Source organism: Burkholderia sp. B10, assembly GCF_004368385.1.
Taxonomy (GTDB): Bacteria; Pseudomonadota; Gammaproteobacteria; order Burkholderiales; family Burkholderiaceae; genus Burkholderia; species Burkholderia vietnamiensis.
The window spans coordinates 16,563-35,321 of the sequence record NZ_PQMX01000062.1 but is presented as its reverse complement, the minus strand read 5'-3'; the positions used below and the strand labels follow the sequence as shown (position 1 = coordinate 35,321).

General features: G+C 68.6%; 21 protein-coding genes. 15 read left to right on the top strand and 6 right to left on the bottom strand.

Translation table 11 applies throughout. The features are described from left to right. Positions 1 to 258 precede the first annotated feature (258 nt). From C3Y15_RS24645 to C3Y15_RS24630, 4 genes are all read left to right on the top strand, one after another. The gene (locus C3Y15_RS24645; RefSeq protein ID WP_014723774.1) at positions 259 to 1,278 is read left to right on the top strand and encodes a LacI family DNA-binding transcriptional regulator; all 1,020 of its coding nucleotides are present in this window, start codon (positions 259 to 261) and stop codon (positions 1,276 to 1,278) included. After that, entirely contained in the window at positions 1,275 to 2,555 is a 1,281-nt protein-coding gene (locus C3Y15_RS24640) for an AGE family epimerase/isomerase (protein WP_041493907.1), read from the top strand. Before C3Y15_RS24645 ends, C3Y15_RS24640 begins: the two co-directional genes overlap by 4 nt. Then, positions 2,552 to 3,460, top strand: coding sequence for a carbohydrate kinase (locus tag C3Y15_RS24635; RefSeq protein WP_069246348.1), 909 nt, complete (start codon positions 2,552 to 2,554; stop codon positions 3,458 to 3,460). Before C3Y15_RS24640 ends, C3Y15_RS24635 begins: the two co-directional genes overlap by 4 nt. Positions 3,461 to 3,590: 130 nt before the next feature. Next, a complete protein-coding gene (locus C3Y15_RS24630) occupies positions 3,591 to 3,812 on the top strand; it encodes a hypothetical protein (protein ID WP_011886216.1) in 222 nt (73 codons plus the stop codon). Between the two features lie 134 nt (positions 3,813 to 3,946). Here C3Y15_RS24630 and C3Y15_RS24625 read toward each other — a convergent pair whose 3' ends face one another. Both C3Y15_RS24625 and C3Y15_RS24620 read right to left on the bottom strand, forming a co-directional pair. Next, a complete protein-coding gene (locus C3Y15_RS24625; protein ID WP_011886217.1) occupies positions 3,947 to 4,141 on the bottom strand; it encodes a DUF2905 domain-containing protein in 195 nt (64 codons plus the stop codon). A 12-nt stretch (positions 4,142 to 4,153) separates the two neighbouring features. Beyond that, the gene (locus C3Y15_RS24620) at positions 4,154 to 5,344 is read right to left on the bottom strand and encodes an SAM-dependent methyltransferase (RefSeq protein ID WP_046424082.1); all 1,191 of its coding nucleotides are present in this window, start codon (positions 5,342 to 5,344) and stop codon (positions 4,154 to 4,156) included. Positions 5,345 to 5,357: 13 nt separating this feature from the next. Between C3Y15_RS24620 and C3Y15_RS24615 the strand changes: the two genes are divergently transcribed. From C3Y15_RS24615 to C3Y15_RS24585, 7 genes are all read left to right on the top strand, one after another. Further along, the gene (locus C3Y15_RS24615; protein ID WP_059605825.1) at positions 5,358 to 6,101 is read left to right on the top strand and encodes an SDR family oxidoreductase; all 744 of its coding nucleotides are present in this window, start codon (positions 5,358 to 5,360) and stop codon (positions 6,099 to 6,101) included. 79 nt (positions 6,102 to 6,180) lie between these two features. Continuing rightward, complete coding sequence (locus C3Y15_RS24610; RefSeq protein WP_034192505.1) at positions 6,181 to 6,585, top strand: dihydroneopterin aldolase; 405 nt, start codon at positions 6,181 to 6,183, stop codon at positions 6,583 to 6,585. Beyond that, complete coding sequence (gene ttcA, locus C3Y15_RS24605) at positions 6,582 to 7,595, top strand: tRNA 2-thiocytidine(32) synthetase TtcA (protein WP_014723781.1); 1,014 nt, start codon at positions 6,582 to 6,584, stop codon at positions 7,593 to 7,595. The genes C3Y15_RS24610 and ttcA overlap by 4 nt, the downstream gene beginning before the upstream one ends. Positions 7,596 to 7,730: 135 nt before the next feature. Further along, positions 7,731 to 9,092 carry a bifunctional UDP-N-acetylglucosamine diphosphorylase/glucosamine-1-phosphate N-acetyltransferase GlmU gene (gene glmU / locus C3Y15_RS24600; RefSeq protein WP_124260201.1) on the top strand — a complete coding sequence of 454 codons (1,362 nt, stop codon included), beginning with the start codon at positions 7,731 to 7,733 and terminating at the stop codon, positions 9,090 to 9,092. Between the two features lie 57 nt (positions 9,093 to 9,149). Beyond that, a complete protein-coding gene (glmS, locus tag C3Y15_RS24595) occupies positions 9,150 to 10,967 on the top strand; it encodes a glutamine--fructose-6-phosphate transaminase (isomerizing) (RefSeq protein WP_014723783.1) in 1,818 nt (605 codons plus the stop codon). A 50-nt stretch (positions 10,968 to 11,017) separates the two neighbouring features. After that, on the top strand, positions 11,018 to 11,494 hold the full coding sequence (locus C3Y15_RS24590) for a hypothetical protein (protein WP_014723784.1): 477 nt from the start codon (positions 11,018 to 11,020) through the stop codon (positions 11,492 to 11,494). Beyond that, positions 11,494 to 11,712 carry a hypothetical protein gene (locus C3Y15_RS24585; RefSeq protein ID WP_011886225.1) on the top strand — a complete coding sequence of 73 codons (219 nt, stop codon included), beginning with the start codon at positions 11,494 to 11,496 and terminating at the stop codon, positions 11,710 to 11,712. Before C3Y15_RS24590 ends, C3Y15_RS24585 begins: the two co-directional genes overlap by 1 nt. 72 nt (positions 11,713 to 11,784) lie before the next feature. Here C3Y15_RS24585 and C3Y15_RS24580 read toward each other — a convergent pair whose 3' ends face one another. Together C3Y15_RS24580 and C3Y15_RS24575 are read right to left on the bottom strand one after the other, a co-directional pair. Further along, entirely contained in the window at positions 11,785 to 12,621 is an 837-nt protein-coding gene (locus C3Y15_RS24580) for an FTR1 family protein (protein WP_014723785.1), read from the bottom strand. A 12-nt stretch (positions 12,622 to 12,633) separates the two neighbouring features. Further along, on the bottom strand, positions 12,634 to 12,966 hold the full coding sequence (locus C3Y15_RS24575; protein ID WP_060082516.1) for a cupredoxin domain-containing protein: 333 nt from the start codon (positions 12,964 to 12,966) through the stop codon (positions 12,634 to 12,636). Positions 12,967 to 13,272: 306 nt separating this feature from the next. On the opposite strand from C3Y15_RS24575, the gene C3Y15_RS24570 reads away from it, so the two are divergent. After that, positions 13,273 to 13,473, top strand: a complete 201-nt coding sequence (locus tag C3Y15_RS24570) for a heavy-metal-associated domain-containing protein (RefSeq protein ID WP_011886228.1) — start codon at positions 13,273 to 13,275, stop codon at positions 13,471 to 13,473. Positions 13,474 to 13,522: 49 nt separating this feature from the next. Here C3Y15_RS24570 and C3Y15_RS24565 read toward each other — a convergent pair whose 3' ends face one another. Together C3Y15_RS24565 and C3Y15_RS24560 are read right to left on the bottom strand one after the other, a co-directional pair. Further along, positions 13,523 to 15,013 carry an aldehyde dehydrogenase gene (locus C3Y15_RS24565; protein WP_014723787.1) on the bottom strand — a complete coding sequence of 497 codons (1,491 nt, stop codon included), beginning with the start codon at positions 15,011 to 15,013 and terminating at the stop codon, positions 13,523 to 13,525. An 83-nt stretch (positions 15,014 to 15,096) separates the two neighbouring features. Next, positions 15,097 to 15,648, bottom strand: coding sequence for a cupin domain-containing protein (locus C3Y15_RS24560; protein WP_011886230.1), 552 nt, complete (start codon positions 15,646 to 15,648; stop codon positions 15,097 to 15,099). A 414-nt stretch (positions 15,649 to 16,062) separates the two neighbouring features. On the opposite strand from C3Y15_RS24560, the gene C3Y15_RS32410 reads away from it, so the two are divergent. From C3Y15_RS32410 to C3Y15_RS24545, 3 genes are all read left to right on the top strand, one after another. Next, positions 16,063 to 16,287, top strand: a complete 225-nt coding sequence (locus C3Y15_RS32410; protein WP_011886231.1) for a hypothetical protein — start codon at positions 16,063 to 16,065, stop codon at positions 16,285 to 16,287. A 282-nt stretch (positions 16,288 to 16,569) separates the two neighbouring features. Beyond that, a complete protein-coding gene (locus tag C3Y15_RS24550) occupies positions 16,570 to 17,355 on the top strand; it encodes a gamma-glutamyl-gamma-aminobutyrate hydrolase family protein (protein WP_011886232.1) in 786 nt (261 codons plus the stop codon). A gap of 29 nt (positions 17,356 to 17,384) precedes the next feature. Continuing rightward, entirely contained in the window at positions 17,385 to 18,722 is a 1,338-nt protein-coding gene (locus C3Y15_RS24545) for a glutamine synthetase family protein (protein ID WP_011886233.1), read from the top strand. Positions 18,723 to 18,759: the final 37 nt, after the last annotated feature.

Here is an 18,759-nt window from a genome sequence, read left to right as displayed (position 1 = left end):
CCCCCGCCACCGCGCCGCGCCCCTTCTCTGGCCGCCGCTCCCATGAGCAACTTCACGCCGACCACCCGCGCACCGCAACACCGCCCCACACCAACCTTGCCTTTCCCGCGTTTTGTTTAGTATTTTTAGTTACGTCGTTTTCGCAGATTAGCACCTAAAAACCCGTTATTTCCGGGTATTCCCCGGTTATCCGGCCCGAATTGCGCCCGGATTTTTACTATACAATCGCCTTCACCCTAAACAAACCGGACCCGAACGATGGGCACCACCATTCGCGACGTGGCGCGGGCGGCAGAGGTCTCGATCGGCACCGTCTCGCGCGCGCTGAAAAACCAGCCCGGCCTGTCCGAGGCCACGCGCGCGCGCATCGTCGAAATCGCGCACCGGCTCGGCTACGACCAGGCGCAGTTGCGGCCGCGCATCCGCCGGCTCACCTTCCTGCTGCATCGCCAGCACAACCGCTTTCCCGCGAGCCCGTTCTTCTCGCACGTGCTGCACGGCGTCGAAGACGCCTGTCGCGAACGCGGCATCGTGCCCACGCTGCTCACGGTCGGGCCGAACGACGACGTGCTGCGCCAGATGCGTCCGCACGCGCCCGACGCGATTGCGGTAGCCGGCTTCATCGAGCCCGAGACGATCGAGGCGCTCGCGGCGACCGGCCGGCCGCTCGTGCTGATCGACCTGTGGGCGCCCGGCCTGCGTTCGGTGAACATCGACAATGCGACCGGCGCCGCGCTCGCGATGCGCCACCTGCTCGCCACCGGCCGCTCGCGCATCGCGTTCATCGGCGGCTCGGCCGCGCACTACAGCATCGCGCAGCGCGCGATCGGCTATCGGCGCGCGTTCTTCGAGGCCGGCAAGCTGTTCGATCCCGCCTACGAAGTGACGATCGACGCCGGCCTCGACCCCGACACCGGCGCCGCGCGCGCGATGGAGCAACTGCTCGACGCGCCCGGCCCGCGCCCCGACGCGGTGTTCGCATACAACGACGCCGCCGCGCTCGCCGCGCAGCGCGTCTGCATCGCGCGCGGCCTGCGGATTCCGCAGGACATCGCGATCGTCGGCTTCGACGACATCCCGGCCGCCGCGCACGCGAACCCGCCGCTCACGACGCTCGCCGTCGACAAGGAGGCGCTCGGCCGCCGCGGCGTCGAACTGCTGCTCGCGGAAGCGCCCGAGCACACCGAGATCTCCCTGCCCGTCGAGCTGATCGTGCGGGCCAGCAGCCAGCCCGCCGGCTCACCGGCACTCGATACCGCCACGGTCCACGAATCATGAACATGCCTCCGGTCCAACCCACTCCGGCCGCGCCGGCCGGTCACGCGCAAGCGGCGCCGTTCGTCGCGAGCTTCCGCGATCCGTCGTTCCTGCTGTCGCACGTCGAGGACACGCTGCGCTTCTACGCGGCGAACGCGTTCGACCCGACGGGCGGCTTCCACCACTATTTCCGCGACGACGGCAGCATTTACAACCCCACGTCGCGGCATCTGGTGAGCAGCTGCCGGTTCGTCTACAACTACGCGATGGCTTACCGGCATTTCGGCGATACGCGCCACCTCGACTACGCGCGCCACGGCCTGCGCTTCCTGCGCGACGCGCACTGGGACGACGCGCTGCAGGGCTACGACTGGGAACTCGAGTGGCGCGACGGCCGCAAGCAGGCCACGCTCGACGCCACACGCCACTGCTACGGGCTCGCGTTCGTGCTGCTCGCCGCCGCGCACGCGACGATGGCGGGCATCGACGAAGCACGCGCGCTGATCGCATCGACCTTCGAGCTCGCCGAGCACCGCTTCTGGGACGCCGCCGCCGGCCTCTATGCCGACGACGCGACGCCGAACTGGCACGTATCGTCGTACCGCGGCCAGAACGCGAACATGCACATGACCGAAGCGCTGCTCGCCGCGTACGAGGCGACCGGCCACCTCACGTATCTGGATCGCGCGGAAAAGGTCGCGAGCCACATCACGCAGCGCCAGGCGGCGCTGTCGGGCGGCCTCGTGTGGGAGCACTTCCATGCGGACTGGTCGGTCGACTGGGACTACAACAAGGAAGACAGCTCGAACATCTTCCGGCCGTGGGGCTTCCAGCCCGGCCACCAGACCGAATGGGCGAAGCTGCTGCTGATCCTCGAACGCCACCGGCCGCTCGACTGGCTGGTGCCGCGCGCGACCGAGCTGTTCGACGCGGCGCTCGCGCACGCGTGGGACGCCGATCACGGCGGCCTCTGCTACGGCTTCGGCCCCGACTTCACGATCTGCGATCACAACAAGTATTTCTGGGTGCAGGCGGAGACCTTCGCGGCGGCCGCGATGCTCGGCGCGCGCACCGGCAGCGAGCGTTTCTGGGACTGGTACGACGAGATCTGGCGCTACAGCTGGGCGCACTTCGTCGATCACCGCTACGGCGCGTGGTACCGCATCCTCACCTGCGACAACCGCAAGTACAGCGACGAGAAGAGCCCGGCCGGCAAGACCGACTATCACACGATGGGCGCGTGCTACGACGTGCTCGCGACCCTGGCGCGCGCGGCGCGCAGCGAGACGACGCAATGAGCGGCGGCACCTTCCCGGCTTTCGTGTCGGCGGGCGACATCCTGACCGACATGGTGCGCGCAGGCGACGCGCAATGGACCTCGGTGCCGGGCGGCGCCGGCTGGAACGTGGCGCGCGCGGTCGCGCGGCTCGGCTCGCCGAGCGCGCTGGCCGGCGCGATCGGCGAGGACTGCTTCTCCGACGTGCTGTGGCGCGCGAGCGAGGCCGCCGGCCTCGACCTGCGGTTCCTGCAGCGCGTGCCGCGTGCGCCGCTGCTCGCGATCGTGCACGAGACGCGCCCGCCCGCATACTTCTTCATCGGCGACGCGAGCGCCGACCTCGCGTTCGATCCCGCGCGGCTGCCGCAGGGCTGGGCCGAGCACGTGAAGTGGGCGCACTTCGGCTGCATCAGCCTGGTGCGCGAGCCGCTCGCGAGCACGCTGGTCGCGCTGGCGGCGCAGCTGCACGCGCGCGGCGTGAAGATCAGCTTCGATCCGAACTACCGCAACCTGATGACGGCCGCGTATCGGCCGACGCTCGAGAAGATGGCCGGCCTCGCCGACCTGATCAAGGTGTCGGACGAGGACCTGCGCCACCTGTTCGGCGGCGACGGCCCCGACGCGGTCGCCGCCGTGCGCGCGCTGAACCCGCGTGCGGCGGTGTTCGTCACGCGCGGCGCGCAAGCGGCCACGCTCTACGCCGGCGACGACGTGCTCGAGGCAAGCCCGCCGCGCGTCGAAGTGGTCGATACGGTCGGTGCGGGCGACGCGTCGATCGGCGGGATGCTGTTCAGCCTGATGGCCGCGCCACAGCGTTCGTGGCGCGAGCACCTCGCATTCGCGCTCGCGGCCGGTGCGGCGGCGTGCCGGCATACGGGCGCCCATGCGCCGACGCTCGACGAGGTCGTGGCGCTGCTCGAACGATGACGCGTGACGGGGCGCGGACGGGCCGCGAACGGGGCACCGGCGACGCGTCGATCGGTCGCCGTTTCGCGGCGCTGTACATGCTGCGCCGCAGTGCTACGATGAGGCGTCCTACTGCGGGAGAGGCACGATGATGGACACGAACACGTTCACGAAAGGCATCTACACGGCCAAGGCGCATACGCACCACGCCGGCAACGGCCAGTTCCAGGGCTACGTGATCCTCGCCCGGGACGACGGCAGCGAGACCGAAAACATGCGCTACGACGTCCATACGACGAGCACGAGCGAGGAAGAGGCATTCGAGGAAGCGATCGCGCTCGCGCACCGGATCCTCGGCGAGATCGAGCTTTGAGATGTGCGCTTTGATCCGCGAGCGTTGATCCTCGGGCTTGGACCTCGAGCTTCGACTCACGCGCCGCCACCAACCCAACCCTCAAGCGCGCGCCACGACCCCAGCCGTGGCGCGCCGCCGCCGTTGCGGGCCGCTCACAGCAGCCGCGCGACCATCGACAGAAGCATCGTCAGCACCAGCGTCGACATGAACGGGAACGGGTAGCGCCGGCCGCCCAGTGTGAGCGTGACGTCGCCCGGCAGGCGCCCGACGCCCAGCTTGCCGAGCCACGGCCAGCAGCGCGTCAGGATCATCACCGCGACGAACGACGTCATCAGCCAGCGCAGCATCGCCGGCTCCCTTCAGAGCGCGTGCGAGCGGTCGCCGCGCGCAAACGCGTCGAGCGTGCCGTCGATGCCGCGCGAGAAGCCGATCACCTTGAACAGCTCGCCCATTTCCGCTTCCGAAATCAGTTTCTGCACCGCATTGGCGGCCGGCAGGAATGCGCGGATATCGGACGGATCGATGGCGGCCAGCGCGTCGGTGACGCCCGCGTTCAACAGGAAGCGCGCCTGCGACGTGTAGCCGAGCAGGTCCGCGCCGGTCGCGATGCCGGCTTCGTAGATGCCGGTGAATTCGACGTGCGCGGTGATGTCCTGCAGCCCCGGATACAGGAACGGATCGTCGTGCGCGTGGTGGCGGTAGTGGCACATGAGCGTGCCGCGCTCGCGCTGCGGATGGTAGTACTCGTGCGCCGGAAAGCCGTAGTCGACCAGCAGCACCGCGCCGCGCGCGAGCATCGTGCACACGGTGCGCGTGAACGCGAGCGCGGCTTCGTGCGTCTCGGTCACGTAGCCGTCGCCGACGTCGAGCGTCGCGAGCACCGCCGGCACGCCGGCCGCGCCCGCCGGGCGGTCTTCGAACACGAACGCGTGCCGCGCGTCGAGCGCGACGCCGCGCTCGAGCCACGTGTCGCCCGCCTTCGCGAACAGGCGCACCGGCATCGCGTCGAGCACCTCGTTGCCGACCACGACGCCGTCGAAGCGCTCCGGCAGCGCGTCGAGCCAGCGCACCTTGCCGGCGAGCGCCGGCGCGGCGGCCGCGATCGTCTCGCGCTGCCGCTCGCGCAGCTCGCCGGACAGATCCACGATCAGGTATTCGTCGAGTTCGACGCCGAGCGCGTCGAGCGCCGCGAGCAGCCCGGCCGCGAGCTTGCCGGTGCCCGCGCCGAATTCCATCACGCGACGCGTGCCGCTCGCCGCGAGCGCGTCCGCGACCGGATTCGCGAGCGTCTGCGCGAACAGCGGCGACAGCTCGGGGGCCGTCACGAAGTCGCTGCCGTCGTCGGCGCGGCGGCCGAACTTGCGCGCGCCGCCGCTGTAATAGCCGAGGCCGGGCGCATACAGCGCGCGCTCCATGAAGCGATCGAACGGCAGCCAGCCGCCGGCCGCCGCGATCTCGTCGCGCAGTTGCGCGGCAAGGGTTTCGGACTGCGCGAGCGCGTCGGGGCCGGGAGCAGGTAAACTAGCGGGTTCGTGAGCTTTCGGGTTCATCCCGGCATTGTAAATGACCGTTTCAGCCGATACGTCGCCCCCGCGCATCGCGCTCGTCGCCGGCGCGCTCGGCAGCGCGGCCGACGCCGCCACGCTCGGCCGTGCGCTCGCGACGCAATTCGCGCAGCGCGGCTGGGACGTCGCGCTGCAGCGCAGCCCCGGCGCGCCGCGTGCGGCGGCCGACGCGCTGATCGCCGAAGTCGCCGCGCGCGGCCGCCGCGCGGTCGTGCTCGACGCCGATCTGGCGCGGGAGACCGACGCCGGCGGGCTGGTCGCCGCGTGCGGCGCGGCGCTGGGCCGCCCGGCGTGCGCGGTGTTCGTCAGCGCGTGCGCGGGCGCCGACGACGCGCACACGGCCGACGGCGCGGCGCTGGCCGGCGCGCTCGCGCGCAACGTGACGGCCGCGCTCGCGCTGGCCCGCGCGCTCGCCGACGCGACGCCCGACGCGGCGCGCGACGACGAGGCGCTGCGCGCGTGCGCGATCCACGTGCTCGATCAGGCACTGTTTCACCCGGCGCCCGCGCAGTTCTCGCATGCGCTGATGCAGGCCGCGCTGAACCGCGCGACCGCCGCGCTGGCGCTGTCGCTCGCGCCGAAGGTGCGGGTCGCGGCGCTGGTGCGCGGCCACGCGCCGCAGGCCGACGACATCGCCGCGGCCGCCTGCTATCTGGCGAGCGCGCCCGGCGTCACGGGCGCGACGCTGACCGTCGACGGCGGCGAGCACCTGGTGCCGCCGGACGCCGGCCCGAATGAATGAATCGCGCGCGAGCGCGCGGCCCGCGGGCCGCCGCCCGCGCCGCTTTGCGTGTGCGCACGCCAATTTGACTGGGACGACCATGTTTTCCGCTCTCCTGCACCCCCGCCTCGCGGACTGCCGCAGGCTCTACCTGCGCGACTACGAGGTGCACATCAACATCGGGGCCTTCGAACACGAGAAGCGCGGCGAGCAGCGCGTCGTCATCAACGTCGACCTGTTCGTGCCGCTCGCGCAGTCGACCCCGATCGACGACCGGCTGCATGAAGTCGTCGACTACGATCTGATGAAGCAAAGCGTCGCGCAATGTCTCGCGCGCGGCCACATCCATCTGCAGGAAACGCTGTGCGACGCGATCGCCGCGACCCTGCTGGCGCACGATGCCGTGCGCGCGGTACGCGTCTGTACCGAGAAACCGGACGCCTATCCGGACTGCGACGCCGTCGGCGTCGAAGTCTTTCGCATCAAGGACGAGGAGCGCGCATGAACGCCCCCCAAACGAACGACACGGCGGCCGACGGCGCCGCCACCGAAGCCATCGCCGCCGACTCCGGCCGCCGCGCGCTGACGCGCCGCGAGCAGAAGGAAGCGTACGAAAACAACAAGCTGTTCAAGCGGATCGCGCGCCAGGTCGGCCAGGCGATCGGCGATTACAACATGATCGAGGCCGGCGACAAGGTGATGGTCTGCCTGTCGGGCGGCAAGGACAGTTATGCGATGCTCGACGTGCTGCTGCGCCTGCGCGAGCGCGCGCCGATCGACTTCGACATCGTCGCGGTCAACCTCGACCAGAAGCAGCCGGGCTTCCCCGAGCACGTGCTGCCGGAATACCTGACGCAGATCGGCGTGCCGTTCCACATCGAGAACCAGGACACCTACAGCATCGTCAAGCGGCTCGTGCCGGAGGGCAAGACGACCTGCTCGCTGTGCTCGCGGCTGCGCCGCGGGATCCTGTACCGCGTGGCCGGCGAGCTCGGCGCGACCAAGATCGCGCTCGGCCATCACCGCGACGACATCCTGCAGACGCTGCTGCTGAACATGTTCTACGGCGGCAAGCTGAAGGGGATGCCGCCGAAGCTGCAGTCGGACGACGGCAGGAACGTCGTGATCCGCCCGCTCGCGTACGTGAAGGAAACCGATCTCGAGAAATACGCCGAGCTGCGCGAATTCCCGATCATCCCGTGCAACCTGTGCGGCAGCCAGCCGAACCTGAAGCGCGCGGAAATGAAGGCGCTGATCCGCGAATGGGACAAGCGCTTCCCGGGCCGTGTCGACAACATGTTCAGCGCGCTCGCCAACGTCGTGCCGTCGCACCTGATGGATACCGGCCTGTTCCCGTTCGCGTCGCTGCGCGCGACCGGCGTGGCCGATCCGCTGGGCGACATCGCGTTCGACGAGGAGCCGTGCGCGTCCGGCGATGCCGCGGGCAACGCGGCGGGCAACACGACGAGCGGCGCCGCGCGGCCGATCTCCATCGTACAGTTCGACGACCTGTAAGCAGGGGCCGGAACGCGCGTCGCGACGGCGCGCGAGCGCCCGTTGCGGCGCTGTCGCCGCGCCGCGACAGGCCCGGGACGCCAGGGGCCGCATGCTAAAATGGACGGCTTCGAACTCCTCTGACAAGCTGGCGCCATGAATATCGTGATTTTGGCGGCAGGCACCGGCAAGCGCATGCGTTCCGCGCTGCCGAAAGTGCTCCATCCCCTGGCCGGCAGGCCGCTCCTCTCCCACGTCATCGCTACCGCGCGCACGCTGCAGCCGTCCCGGCTCGTCGTCGTCGTCGGGCATGGCGCCGAGCAGGTGCAGGCCGCGGTCGCCGCGCCCGACGTGCAGTTCGCGGTGCAGGCCGAGCAGCTCGGCACCGGCCACGCGGTGCGCCAGGCGCTGCCGCTGCTCGATTCCGCGCAACCGACGCTCGTGCTGTACGGCGACGTGCCGCTCACGCGTGCAACGACGCTCAAGCGTCTGGTCGACGCGGCACACGACGGCCGCTACGGGATTCTGACCGTCACGCTCGACGAGCCGACCGGTTACGGCCGAATCTTGCGCGACGCGGCGGGCTTCGTCACGCGCATCGTCGAGCAGAAGGACGCGTCGCCCGAGCAGTTGAAGATCGCCGAGATCAACACCGGCATCATCGTCACGCCGACCGCGCAGCTGTCGATGTGGCTCGGCGCGCTGAAGAACGAGAACGCGCAGGGCGAGTACTACCTGACCGACGTGGTCGAGCTCGCGATCGAGGCCGGCTTCGAGATCGTCACCACGCAGCCCGACGACGAGTGGGAAACGCTCGGCGTGAACAGCAAGGCGCAGCTCGCGGAGCTGGAGCGCATCCATCAGCGCAACGTCGCCGATGCGCTGCTCGTCGAAGGCGTCACGCTGGCCGATCCGGCGCGCGTCGACGTGCGCGGCACGCTGCGCTGCGGCCGCGACGTGTCGATCGACGTGAACTGCGTGTTCGAAGGCGACGTGACGCTCGCCGACGACGTGACGGTCGGCCCGAACTGCGTGATCCGCAACGCGTCGATCGGCGTGGGCACGCGCATCGACGCGTTCACGCACATCGACGGCGCCCAGCTCGGCGCGAACACCGTGATCGGCCCGTACGCGCGGCTGCGCCCCGGCGCGCAGCTCGCGGACGAGGCGCACGTCGGCAACTTCGTCGAGGTGAAGAACGCGGTGATCGGCCACGGCTCGAAGGCGAACCACCTGACCTACATCGGCGACGCCGACATCGGCGCGCGCGTGAACATCGGCGCGGGCACGATCACCTGCAACTACGACGGCGCGAACAAGTTCCGCACCGTGATCGAGGACGACGTGTTCGTCGGCTCGGACACGCAGCTCGTCGCGCCGGTGCGCGTCGGCCGGGGCGTGACGATCGCGGCCGGCACGACGGTCTGGAAGGACGTCGCCGAAGGCACGCTCGCATTGAACGAGAAGACGCAGACCGCGAAGAGCGGCTACGTCCGCCCGGTCAAGAAGAAAAGCTGAACATCTACGGCGGGCGTCGGCACGGCGCCCGCTTCGACTTACAGGGATTGACGACTCATGTGCGGCATTGTCGGCGCAGTTGCGCAGCGTAATATCGTTCCGGTGCTGATCGAAGGATTGCGGCGCCTCGAATACCGTGGCTACGATTCGTGCGGCGTCGCCGTGCTCGAACCCGACGCACCGCGCCGCGCGCGCAGCGTCGCGCGCGTCGCCGATCTCGACGCGCAGGTCCACGAAGCCCATCTCGAAGGCACGACCGGCGTCGCGCACACGCGCTGGGCCACGCACGGCGCGCCCGTCACGCAGAATGCCCATCCGATCTTCTCGTCGAACGCGCTCGCGCTGGTCCACAACGGCATCATCGAGAACTTCGAGACGCTGCGCGACGCGCTGCGCGCGAAGGGCTACGAGTTCGTGTCGCAGACCGACACCGAAGTGATCGCGCATCTGGTGCACAGCCTGTATCGCGGCGATCTGTTCGAAGCGGTGCGCGAGGCCGTGCAGCAGCTGCACGGCGCATACGCGATCGCGGTCACGCACAAGGATCAGCCGCACACCGTCGTCGGCGCGCGCCAGGGCTCGCCGCTCGTGGTCGGCCACGGCGACGGCGAGAACTTCCTCGCGTCCGATGCGCTCGCGCTGGCCGGCAGCACCGACCGCTTCACGTTCCTCGAAGAAGGCGACGTCTGCGAACTGTCGCTCGACGGCGTGAAGATCGTCGATCGCCACGGCGCGCTCGTCGAGCGCGAGACGCGCGTGGTCAGCGCGTACGGCGGCGCGGTCGAGCTCGGCCCCTATCGCCACTTCATGCAGAAGGAAATCTTCGAGCAGCCGCGCGCGATCAGCGACACGGTGCCGCAAACCGAAGCGTTCGAGCCGACGCTGTTCGGCGCGGCGGCAAGCGCTGCGTTCGCGAACATCGACAGCCTGCTGATCCTCGCGTGCGGCACCAGCTACTACTCGGGCCTCACCGCGAAGTACTGGCTCGAATCGATCGCGAAGATCCCGACCCAGGTCGAGATCGCGAGCGAATACCGCTACCGCGAGTCGGTGCCGAACCCGCGCCAGCTCGTGCTCGTGATCTCGCAGTCGGGCGAGACGGCCGACACGCTCGCGGCGCTCAAGCACGCGCAGTCGCTCGGCCACACGCACACGCTCGCCGTGTGCAACGTCGCGACGAGCGCGATGGTGCGGCTCACCGAGATGCAGTTCCTCACGCACGCGGGCACCGAGATCGGCGTCGCGTCGACCAAGGCGTTCACGACGCAGCTCGTCGCGCTGTTCGTGCTGGCGGCGACGCTCGGCAAGCTGCGCGGGCACGTCGACGCCGCGCAGGAAGCGCAATTCCTGAAGCAGCTGCGCCACCTGCCGGCCGCGCTGAACAGCGTGCTCGCGCTCGAGCCGCAGATCATCGCGTGGTCGGAGGAATTCGCACGCAAGGAAAACGCGCTGTTCCTCGGCCGCGGGCTGCATTACCCGATCGCGCTCGAAGGCGCGCTGAAGCTGAAGGAAATCTCGTACATCCACGCCGAAGCCTATCCGGCCGGCGAGCTGAAGCACGGGCCGCTCGCGCTCGTCACGGAAGCGATGCCGGTCGTCACGGTCGCGCCGAACGACACGCTGCTCGAGAAGCTGAAGTCGAACATGCAGGAAGTGCGCGCGCGCGGCGGCGAGCTGTACGTGTTCGCCGACGCCGACACGCAGATCGTCAACGACGACGGCCTGCACGTGATCCGGATGCCGGAACACTACGGGCAGCTGTCACCGATCCTGCACGTCGTGCCGCTGCAGCTGCTCGCGTATCACACCGCGTGCGCGCGCGGCACCGACGTCGACAAGCCGCGCAACCTCGCGAAGTCGGTGACGGTGGAATAAGCAATCGGCGCAGCGCAGCCCGGCGCGCCGACGAGACTGACGGAGAGACCATGGTAAGACTGTTTGGATGCGGATTGCTGGCGCTGAGCGTCGCGTCGACGGGCTGGGCGGCCGAGCACTACGTCGAGGTCTGGAACCCGCCCGAGGCGCGCACGCCGGCCGCGCACGCGGCGGATGCCCATACGCCTACCGCACGTACCGGCAGCAGTGCCGACTCGCATGCCGGCGGCAAGACCGCGGAAAAGCACGCCAGCGCTCAACCGAAGGCTTCCGTCAAGCCGCACAAGCGCCGCGTCGCGCAAGCCGTCAAAGCCACGCCGCATCGACCGCCTGCCGCGGCGGCCGACGCGCCGGCCGCGCCGCGCCCGGTCGCGCAGCCCGCGCCCGGCCGGCTCACCGTGATGCAGCCGGCCGCGCCGGACCCGCAGCACGCGCTTGGCTTCTCCGACATCCCGCGGCAATACACGCCGGACGGCAACGTGCTGCGCGTCGGCACCGGCAGCCGCTCCGCGGAGGTGACGCGATAATGGAAGCGCAGACCTATCACGGCTACCAGATCTGGGGCCATGCGATCCTGCAGCAGGACGAGATCCTGCAACCCGAACGGTTCGCGGCGAGCGGCACGATCACGCAGAACAACCGGCTCGTCGAAGCGTCGGGCGTGCTCGGCGTGTTCGATACCGAGGACGAAGCGCGCGAAGCCGGCCTCGAATGGGCCCGCGCGTGGATCGACGGTCATCAGTGAACGGCCCGCACGACGGGCGCATGCAACAAGGGGCGTCGACGACGCCCCTTGTTGCATGCGGATAGCGGAAATTCAGGCCGCGGCGCGCGGCGGCCGCACGGCCGGCTGCGGCCGGCCGACGAGCCGTGCCAGCGCGACGATCGCGACCAGCGTCGCGACGTACGCGGCGATCTGGATGCCGGCCGGACGCGCGGTATAGCCGATCAGCGCATGCAGCGCCTTGCCGACGACGCTCGATTCCTTCAGCAGCCACGACGTGTCCCACACCGCATCGCCCCACGACGGCACGAGGCCCGCGGCGAGCAGAAAGCCCACGCACTGGCTCGCCATCCCGGCCGCGAGCAGCACGATCAGCACGTTGGTGACCGAGAACAGGCGTTTCAGCGGAATCTGCAGCAGGCCCGCGTACATCGCGTAGCCGAGGCCCGCGCCGCCGAGCACGCCGAGCAGGCCGCCGGCGATCATCTGCGGCGTCTGCCCAGGGTCGCCGGCCGCGATGCCGTACAGGAACAGCACGGCCTCCGAGCCTTCGCGCAGCACTGCCGCGCCGACCACGATCGCGAGCCCCGTCAGCGGCCGGCTGCCGGCCGCCACCGCGCGGCCGACCTCGCCCATCTGCAGCGCGATCTCACGGCCGTGCCGGCTCATCCAGATGCAGTGCCACGCCAGCATCAGCGTCGCGACGAACATCACGCCCGCGTTGAAGACTTCCTGCCCCATGCCGGACGCCCACTGCGAGATCGCGTCGGCGAACGCCGCGATCAGGCCCGCGCCGATCACGCCGCCGACGAGCCCGCCGCCGACCCACCAGCCGCGGCGCGGCACGCCCTTCGTGGCGGCCATCACGATCGACACGACGAGCGCGGCCTCGAGCACTTCACGGAACACGATCAGGGCAGTTGACAGCATGGCGGCGTCCGCTTACTTGACGGTGAGGTGCGTCTTCGACTGCGCTTCGTGATACTCGTCGTGGAACTCGTAAGTCCCGGCCTTCAGCGGCCCGACGAGGATCTCGACCGACTTGCCGGCCGGCACGACCTTCTCCGCCTTGAAGTCGTCGCTCTCGAATTCCGCGGGCGTCGCGTCGAGGTTCTTCACGACGAACTTCACGCGCTTGCCGACCGGGATCGTCACGCCGTCGGGCGAAAACTTGTGGTCCTTCAACGTCAGGTTGACGACGTCGTCGGCGGCGAATGCGGAGCTGGCCGATGCGCCGAGCAGGGCGACGGCGAAACCGAGAGCGAAACGATTCATGTGCATCATGAGGTGAAATGCCGAAGCGGATTGATATTAAGAGCGATTCGCATTTTCACCCTGGCGTATCCTTAAAGCAATCGGGAAGATCGATGGGTGCGCGCACGTGCCGCACCGCGCCGGGCAACGCGAGCGGCGCGTTTTGGCCCCGTCATCGCACCGTCAATCGGGAAAAATTCGGACGGGCGGAGGCGATCGATTCGTCTGACTTCACGCTGACGAAAACCCTCGCGCGCCGCTTGACCTTCCCACCATGGCAAGCTTCATGCTGAACCTACTCGTCAATCGTCAACTCAGGAGAACACGATGGAATTCGAAGTCCAGGACATGACCTGCGGCGGCTGTGCCAATGCGATCACGCGCGCGGTGACGGCCGCCGATCCCGCCGCGAAGCTCGACATCGACGTGGCCGCGAAGACGGTCAAGGTCGAATCGGCGCAGGGCGCCGAACGCGTGCAATCGGTGATCGAGGCCGCGGGCTTCCATCCGACGCTGCGCGCGGCTTGACGCAGACGGGGCGCGGCGGCGGTACGGCGCCACGCGCCCCGCTCCCACCTCAACGCAACCGAATCAGCGTCGACTTCAGCTCGGTGTATTTCTCGAGCGCATGCAGCGACTTGTCGCGGCCGTTGCCCGACTGCTTGTAGCCGCCGAACGGGAAGTTCATGTCGCCGCCTTCGTCGTAGCAGTTCACCCACACCGTGCCCGCGCGCAGCCGGCGCGACACGTCGTGCGCGGTCGTCAGGTCCGACGTCCAGACGGCGGCCGCGAGCCCGTATTCGGTGTCGTTCGCGATCCGCACGGCCTCGTCGACATCGTCGAACACGATCACCGACAGCACCGGCCCGAAGATCTCCTCGCGCGCGATCTTCGCGTCGGGCTTCACCTCGAACACGGTCGGCTCGACGTAGAAGCCGCCCGTCTCCTGCCGCACGCGCGCGCCGCCGGTGACCAGCGTGCCCTCGCTGCGCCCCGCTTCGATGTAGCCGAGCACGCGCTCGAGCTGGATGCCGTCGACGATCGCGCCCATCGACACCGACGGATCGAGCGGATTGCCCGGCACGTACGCACGCGCGGCCGCGACCAGCTTCTCGATGAACGCGTCCTTGATGTCGCGATGCACGAGCAGGCGCGAGCCGGCCGTGCACATCTCGCCCATGTTGTAGAAGATCGCGCCCGCGGCGGCCTGCGCGGCGCGCTCGAGATCCGGACAATCGGGCAGCACGATGTTCGGCGACTTGCCGCCGAGCTCGAGCCACGCGCGCTTGAGGTTCGACTGCGCGGCGTACTGCATGATCAGCTTGCCCACCGCGGTCGAGCCGGTGAACGCGATGCAGTCGACGTCGCGATGCAGCGCGAGCAGCTTGCCCGGCTCGCCCGCGCCCGGCACGACGTTGAACACGCCGGCCGGGATGCCGGCCTCGTACGCGAGCTGCGCGACCCGGATCGCGGTCAGCGGCGATTTCTCCGACGGCTTCAGCACGACGCTGTTGCCGGCCGCGAGCGCCGGCCCGAACTTCCACGCGGCCATCAGGATCGGGAAGTTCCACGGCACGACCGCCGCGACCACGCCGACCGGCTCGCGCGTGACGAGGCCCACCAGATGATGATCGGCCGGCGCGACTTCGCCGCCGACCTTGTCGATCGCTTCGGCGAACCACTCGACGCAATACGCGGCGCCCGGCACGTCGACCGTCGTCGTGTCGCCGATCGGCTTGCCCGCATCGAGCGTCTCGAGCAGCGCGAGTTCGTCGAGATGCGTGCGCATCAGCGCGGCCCAGCGCAGCAGCACGGCCTTGCGCGCGCGCGGGTTCAGCCCGGCCCACACGCCGGCGTCGAACGCACGCCGCGCGGCCGCGACCGCCGCGTTCACGTCGGCTTCGCCGCAGTCAGCCACCTTCGCGAGCACGCGGCCGTCGATCGGGCTCACGCAGTCGAACGTCTTGCCGCCGTGCGCGTCGCGCGACGCGCCGTCGATGAATGCGCGCCCTTCGATCCGGAGCGACGCCGCCTTGTCCTGCCAGTCAGCCAAAGTCAACTTGTTCATCAGGATTTCTCATTGTTTGGCATTCGCGCTGCGGCACGCCGCGCAACGGCAACGCTGCCGGCGGCGAATGCGGTGATGCGCGGTCAGAAGGTGGCCGGCGAATTGGCCGACACGACCTCGCAGAGCTGCTCCGCGCTGGGATTGCGAAAACGGTGCGGCAAACGGCTTTCGAAGTAGTAGCCGTCTCCGGGATCGAGCAGCCACGTCTCGCCGTCGACGGTCAGCTCGAGCCGCCCCGACACGACGACGCCGCCCTCGTGCCCCGCATGCGCGAGCATCTCCGCGCCGGTATCGGCGAGCGGCTGATAGATCTCGCGCATGATGCACATGTTGCGATCCTTCACGCCCGCGCCGACGAGATGAAACGCGAGCGCGTCGTTGCCGAGGTTCGGCATCTGATCGCGACGCGACACGACCGAGCGCGACTCGACCAGTTCGAACGTGAAGAACTCGGCGAGACTCATCGGAATACATTCGAGCAGCTTCTTCAGCGAGCCGACCGACGGGCTCACGCGCCCCTGTTCGATCAGCGAGATCGCGCCGTTGGTGACGCCCGCGCGCTTTGCGAGCTCGCGCTGCGACAGGCCATGCTTGTTGCGCACGAAACGCAGACGCTCGGCGACTTCAGTGGACATCGATTCGGTTTCGGACACGATAGGAGTGCGGGAAAAAAGTGAAGCGACGCATTGGCTGCCGTTGAATATTCTAATCACTTTATCGCCCGGATCAGCGGGGAAAACCCTGAAAGGCGTTCGAAATAATGAACAGCGAGCGGGTCATTCCATTTAAGAATCTTTTATTCGGAATGCCTCGGGAAAGCCCTGACACGACACCGACAAAAAACATTTGACGGCGTTTTTGGCTCGTATATGCTGGCTCTCAGGTCAGCGTCATTCGTCGATCATCCGCACCAAAAGCGTTATCGCAACGCAAAAACCGGTGCAGTTCGACGTCAATGATGCGGATCGGGCACCTCGATTATTTTAAACGCCTCGCGCGCCGAAACGATCAGGTGTTCAATACTTTCAACAACCCAGTCGAGTGTAATCGTGAGAGTCCGTGGCCCTCTGGTGAGGTGGGATCGACGCGATGCGCGAAGTTCGCGCAGCGCCGGCCCCGCTTCCGATGGCAGTTGCGGCTGGCATAGTCCTCGCCTGCTGCACCTGTCGATCTACACCATCCTGTCCCGTCGTTCCGTTCGGCGTCACAACGCTGTTTCCGCACGTGCATTCGTGGCCGTCGACACCGACGAAGTCGCGTCGCTGCTGCCGTAGCGCCTCTCCCCTTTTTCGTCGTTCGTTTCTGCTGCCTGCTCGCTAACCGCGCCATCCGCGCGGTGACGGAACGCGTTCGCGCATTCGTTGCTGCGTCGCGTCGCGCAGCGAAACGAACGACGGCCTGACCGTCGCGCACAGCACGGGTCGCCAATCGTCCCGTCGTGCCCATTCATCAGCGGCCTCGCGTGTTGCGCGCGGCTGCGGGGCCGTGTCGCGCCTGCGTTCCTGCACGTTCGGGAACCGCGCACGCACACGCCCTACGCACAACTGATAGACGTCATGGAAAGGAAACCTCTCGTCGGCATCACTGCCGACCTCACGCAGATCGGCGCTCACGCGTCGCATACGGTCGGCGACAAGTACGTCGCGGCGATCGTCGACGGCGCGCACGCGCTTGCGATGGTGCTGCCCGCGCTCGGCGATCGCCAGTCGGTGGACGACGTGCTCGCGACGGTCGACGGCCTGCTGTTTACCGGCAGCTACTCGAACGTCGAGCCGCATCGATACGGCGGCGAGCCGAGCGCGCCCGGCACCAAGCACGATCCGGCCCGCGACGCGACGACGCTGCCGCTGCTGCGCGCCGCGCTCGACGCCGGCGTGCCGGTGCTCGCCGTCTGCCGCGGCTTTCAGGAGCTGAACGTCGTCTGCGGCGGCACGCTGCATCAGCGCGTGCACGAAGTGCCGGGCCTCGACGATCACCGCGAGGACGACGACGCGCCGATGGACACGCAGTACGGCCCCGCGCACGTCGTGCATCTGACGCCGGGCGGCCTGCTGCACACGCTCGCCGGCGGCCGCGACGACGTCCACGTCAACTCGCTGCACAAGCAAGGCATCGCGCAGCTCGGCGCCGGCCTCGCCGTCGAAGCCGTCGCGCCGGACGGTCTGATCGAAGCCGTCAGCGTCGTCGACGCACCGGCGTTCGCGCTCGCCGTGCAATGGCATCCGGAATGGCGGCACGCGCAGGACCCGCTGTCCACGGCGATCTTCCGCGCGTTCGGCGACGCATGCCGCGCACGCCGCCACGCGCGCACGCAGGCCGCGTGCTCCGCTGCGCTCGCATGAGCGCGCCGACCCACATAACGAGAACGAACATGCAAGACATCGAAGACTTTCTGAAGCAGCACCGGATCACCGAGATCGAAGCGATCATCCCCGACATGGCCGGCATCGCGCGCGGCAAGATCACGCCGCGCAACAAGTTCACGTCCGGCGAATCGATGCGGCTGCCGCAGGCCGTGATGGTGCAGACGGTCACCGGCGAATATCCGGAAGACGGTTCGCTGACCGGCGTGACCGACCCCGACATGGTGTGCGTGCCCGACACGTCGACCATCCGCCTGATTCCGTGGGCCGTCGATCCGACCGCGCAGGTGATCCACGACTGCGTGCACTTCGACGGCTCGCCGGTCGAGATCTCGCCGCGCTACGTGCTGCGCCGCGTGCTCGAGCTGTACAAGGCGAAGGGCTGGAAGCCCGTGGTCGCGCCCGAGCTGGAGTTCTACCTGGTCGACATGAACAAGGATCCGGACCTGCCGCTGCGTCCGCCGGTCGGCCGCACGGGCCGCCCCGAGACGGGCCGCCAGTCGTATTCGATCGAGGCCGTCAACGAGTTCGATCCGCTGTTCGAGGACATCTACGAATACTGCGAAATGCAGAACCTCGACATCGACACGCTGATCCACGAAGTGGGCGCCGCGCAGATGGAGATCAACTTCATGCACGGCGACGCGCTGTCGCTTGCGGACCAGGTGTTCCTGTTCAAGCGCACGGTGCGCGAGGCCGCGCTGCGCCACAGCATGTACGCGACCTTCATGGCCAAGCCGATGGAAGGCGAGCCGGGCTCCGCGATGCACGTGCACCAGAGCATCGTCGACGAGGAAACGGGCCGCAACCTGTTCACGTCGCCGGAGACGGGCGGCGCGACGTCGCTGTTCTACAACTACCTCGCCGGGCTGCAGAAGTACACGCCCGCGCTGATGCCGATCTTCGCGCCGTACATCAACTCGTATCGCCGGCTGTCGCGCTTCATGGCCGCGCCGATCAACGTGCAGTGGGGCTACGACAACCGCACGGTGGGCTTCCGCATTCCGCATTCGGGGCCGGCCGCGCGCCGCATCGAGAACCGCATTCCGGGCGTCGACTGCAACCCGTATCTCGCGCTCGCGGCGACGCTCGCAGCCGGCTACCTCGGGATGACGCAGCGCCTCGAGCCGACCGAGCCGCTCGTCAGCGACGGCTACTCGCTGCCGTACCAGCTGCCGCGCAACCTGGAGGAAGGGCTCACGCTGATGGCCGCGTGCGAGCCGCTCGCCGGCATCCTCGGCGACAAGTTCCTGAAGGCGTATTTCGCGCTGAAGGAAACCGAATACGAAGCGTTCTTCCGCGTGATCAGCTCGTGGGAACGCCGTCATCTGCTGCTGCACGTGTAAGCGGCGCACGATCGCATTACGGAAATACGGAGAAAAC

Coding starts and splice junctions, on each gene's coding strand:
- C3Y15_RS24590 (WP_014723784.1), top strand. CDS start 11,018: ATGGTAAGACTGTTTGGATGCGGATTGCTGGCGCTGAGCGTCGCGTCG.
- C3Y15_RS24630 (WP_011886216.1), top strand. CDS start 3,591: ATGGACACGAACACGTTCACGAAAGGCATCTACACGGCCAAGGCGCAT.
- C3Y15_RS24560 (WP_011886230.1), bottom strand. CDS start 15,648: ATGTCCACTGAAGTCGCCGAGCGTCTGCGTTTCGTGCGCAACAAGCAT.
- C3Y15_RS24635 (WP_069246348.1), top strand. CDS start 2,552: ATGAGCGGCGGCACCTTCCCGGCTTTCGTGTCGGCGGGCGACATCCTG.
- C3Y15_RS24625 (WP_011886217.1), bottom strand. CDS start 4,141: ATGCTGCGCTGGCTGATGACGTCGTTCGTCGCGGTGATGATCCTGACG.
- C3Y15_RS24610 (WP_034192505.1), top strand. CDS start 6,181: ATGTTTTCCGCTCTCCTGCACCCCCGCCTCGCGGACTGCCGCAGGCTC.
- C3Y15_RS24550 (WP_011886232.1), top strand. CDS start 16,570: ATGGAAAGGAAACCTCTCGTCGGCATCACTGCCGACCTCACGCAGATC.
- C3Y15_RS24570 (WP_011886228.1), top strand. CDS start 13,273: ATGGAATTCGAAGTCCAGGACATGACCTGCGGCGGCTGTGCCAATGCG.
- glmU (WP_124260201.1), top strand. CDS start 7,731: ATGAATATCGTGATTTTGGCGGCAGGCACCGGCAAGCGCATGCGTTCC.
- C3Y15_RS24545 (WP_011886233.1), top strand. CDS start 17,385: ATGCAAGACATCGAAGACTTTCTGAAGCAGCACCGGATCACCGAGATC.
- C3Y15_RS24615 (WP_059605825.1), top strand. CDS start 5,358: ATGACCGTTTCAGCCGATACGTCGCCCCCGCGCATCGCGCTCGTCGCC.
- C3Y15_RS24575 (WP_060082516.1), bottom strand. CDS start 12,966: ATGAATCGTTTCGCTCTCGGTTTCGCCGTCGCCCTGCTCGGCGCATCG.
- C3Y15_RS24585 (WP_011886225.1), top strand. CDS start 11,494: ATGGAAGCGCAGACCTATCACGGCTACCAGATCTGGGGCCATGCGATC.
- C3Y15_RS24645 (WP_014723774.1), top strand. CDS start 259: ATGGGCACCACCATTCGCGACGTGGCGCGGGCGGCAGAGGTCTCGATC.
- C3Y15_RS24565 (WP_014723787.1), bottom strand. CDS start 15,013: ATGAACAAGTTGACTTTGGCTGACTGGCAGGACAAGGCGGCGTCGCTC.
- C3Y15_RS24620 (WP_046424082.1), bottom strand. CDS start 5,344: ATGAACCCGAAAGCTCACGAACCCGCTAGTTTACCTGCTCCCGGCCCC.
- glmS (WP_014723783.1), top strand. CDS start 9,150: ATGTGCGGCATTGTCGGCGCAGTTGCGCAGCGTAATATCGTTCCGGTG.
- ttcA (WP_014723781.1), top strand. CDS start 6,582: ATGAACGCCCCCCAAACGAACGACACGGCGGCCGACGGCGCCGCCACC.
- C3Y15_RS24640 (WP_041493907.1), top strand. CDS start 1,275: ATGAACATGCCTCCGGTCCAACCCACTCCGGCCGCGCCGGCCGGTCAC.
- C3Y15_RS24580 (WP_014723785.1), bottom strand. CDS start 12,621: ATGCTGTCAACTGCCCTGATCGTGTTCCGTGAAGTGCTCGAGGCCGCG.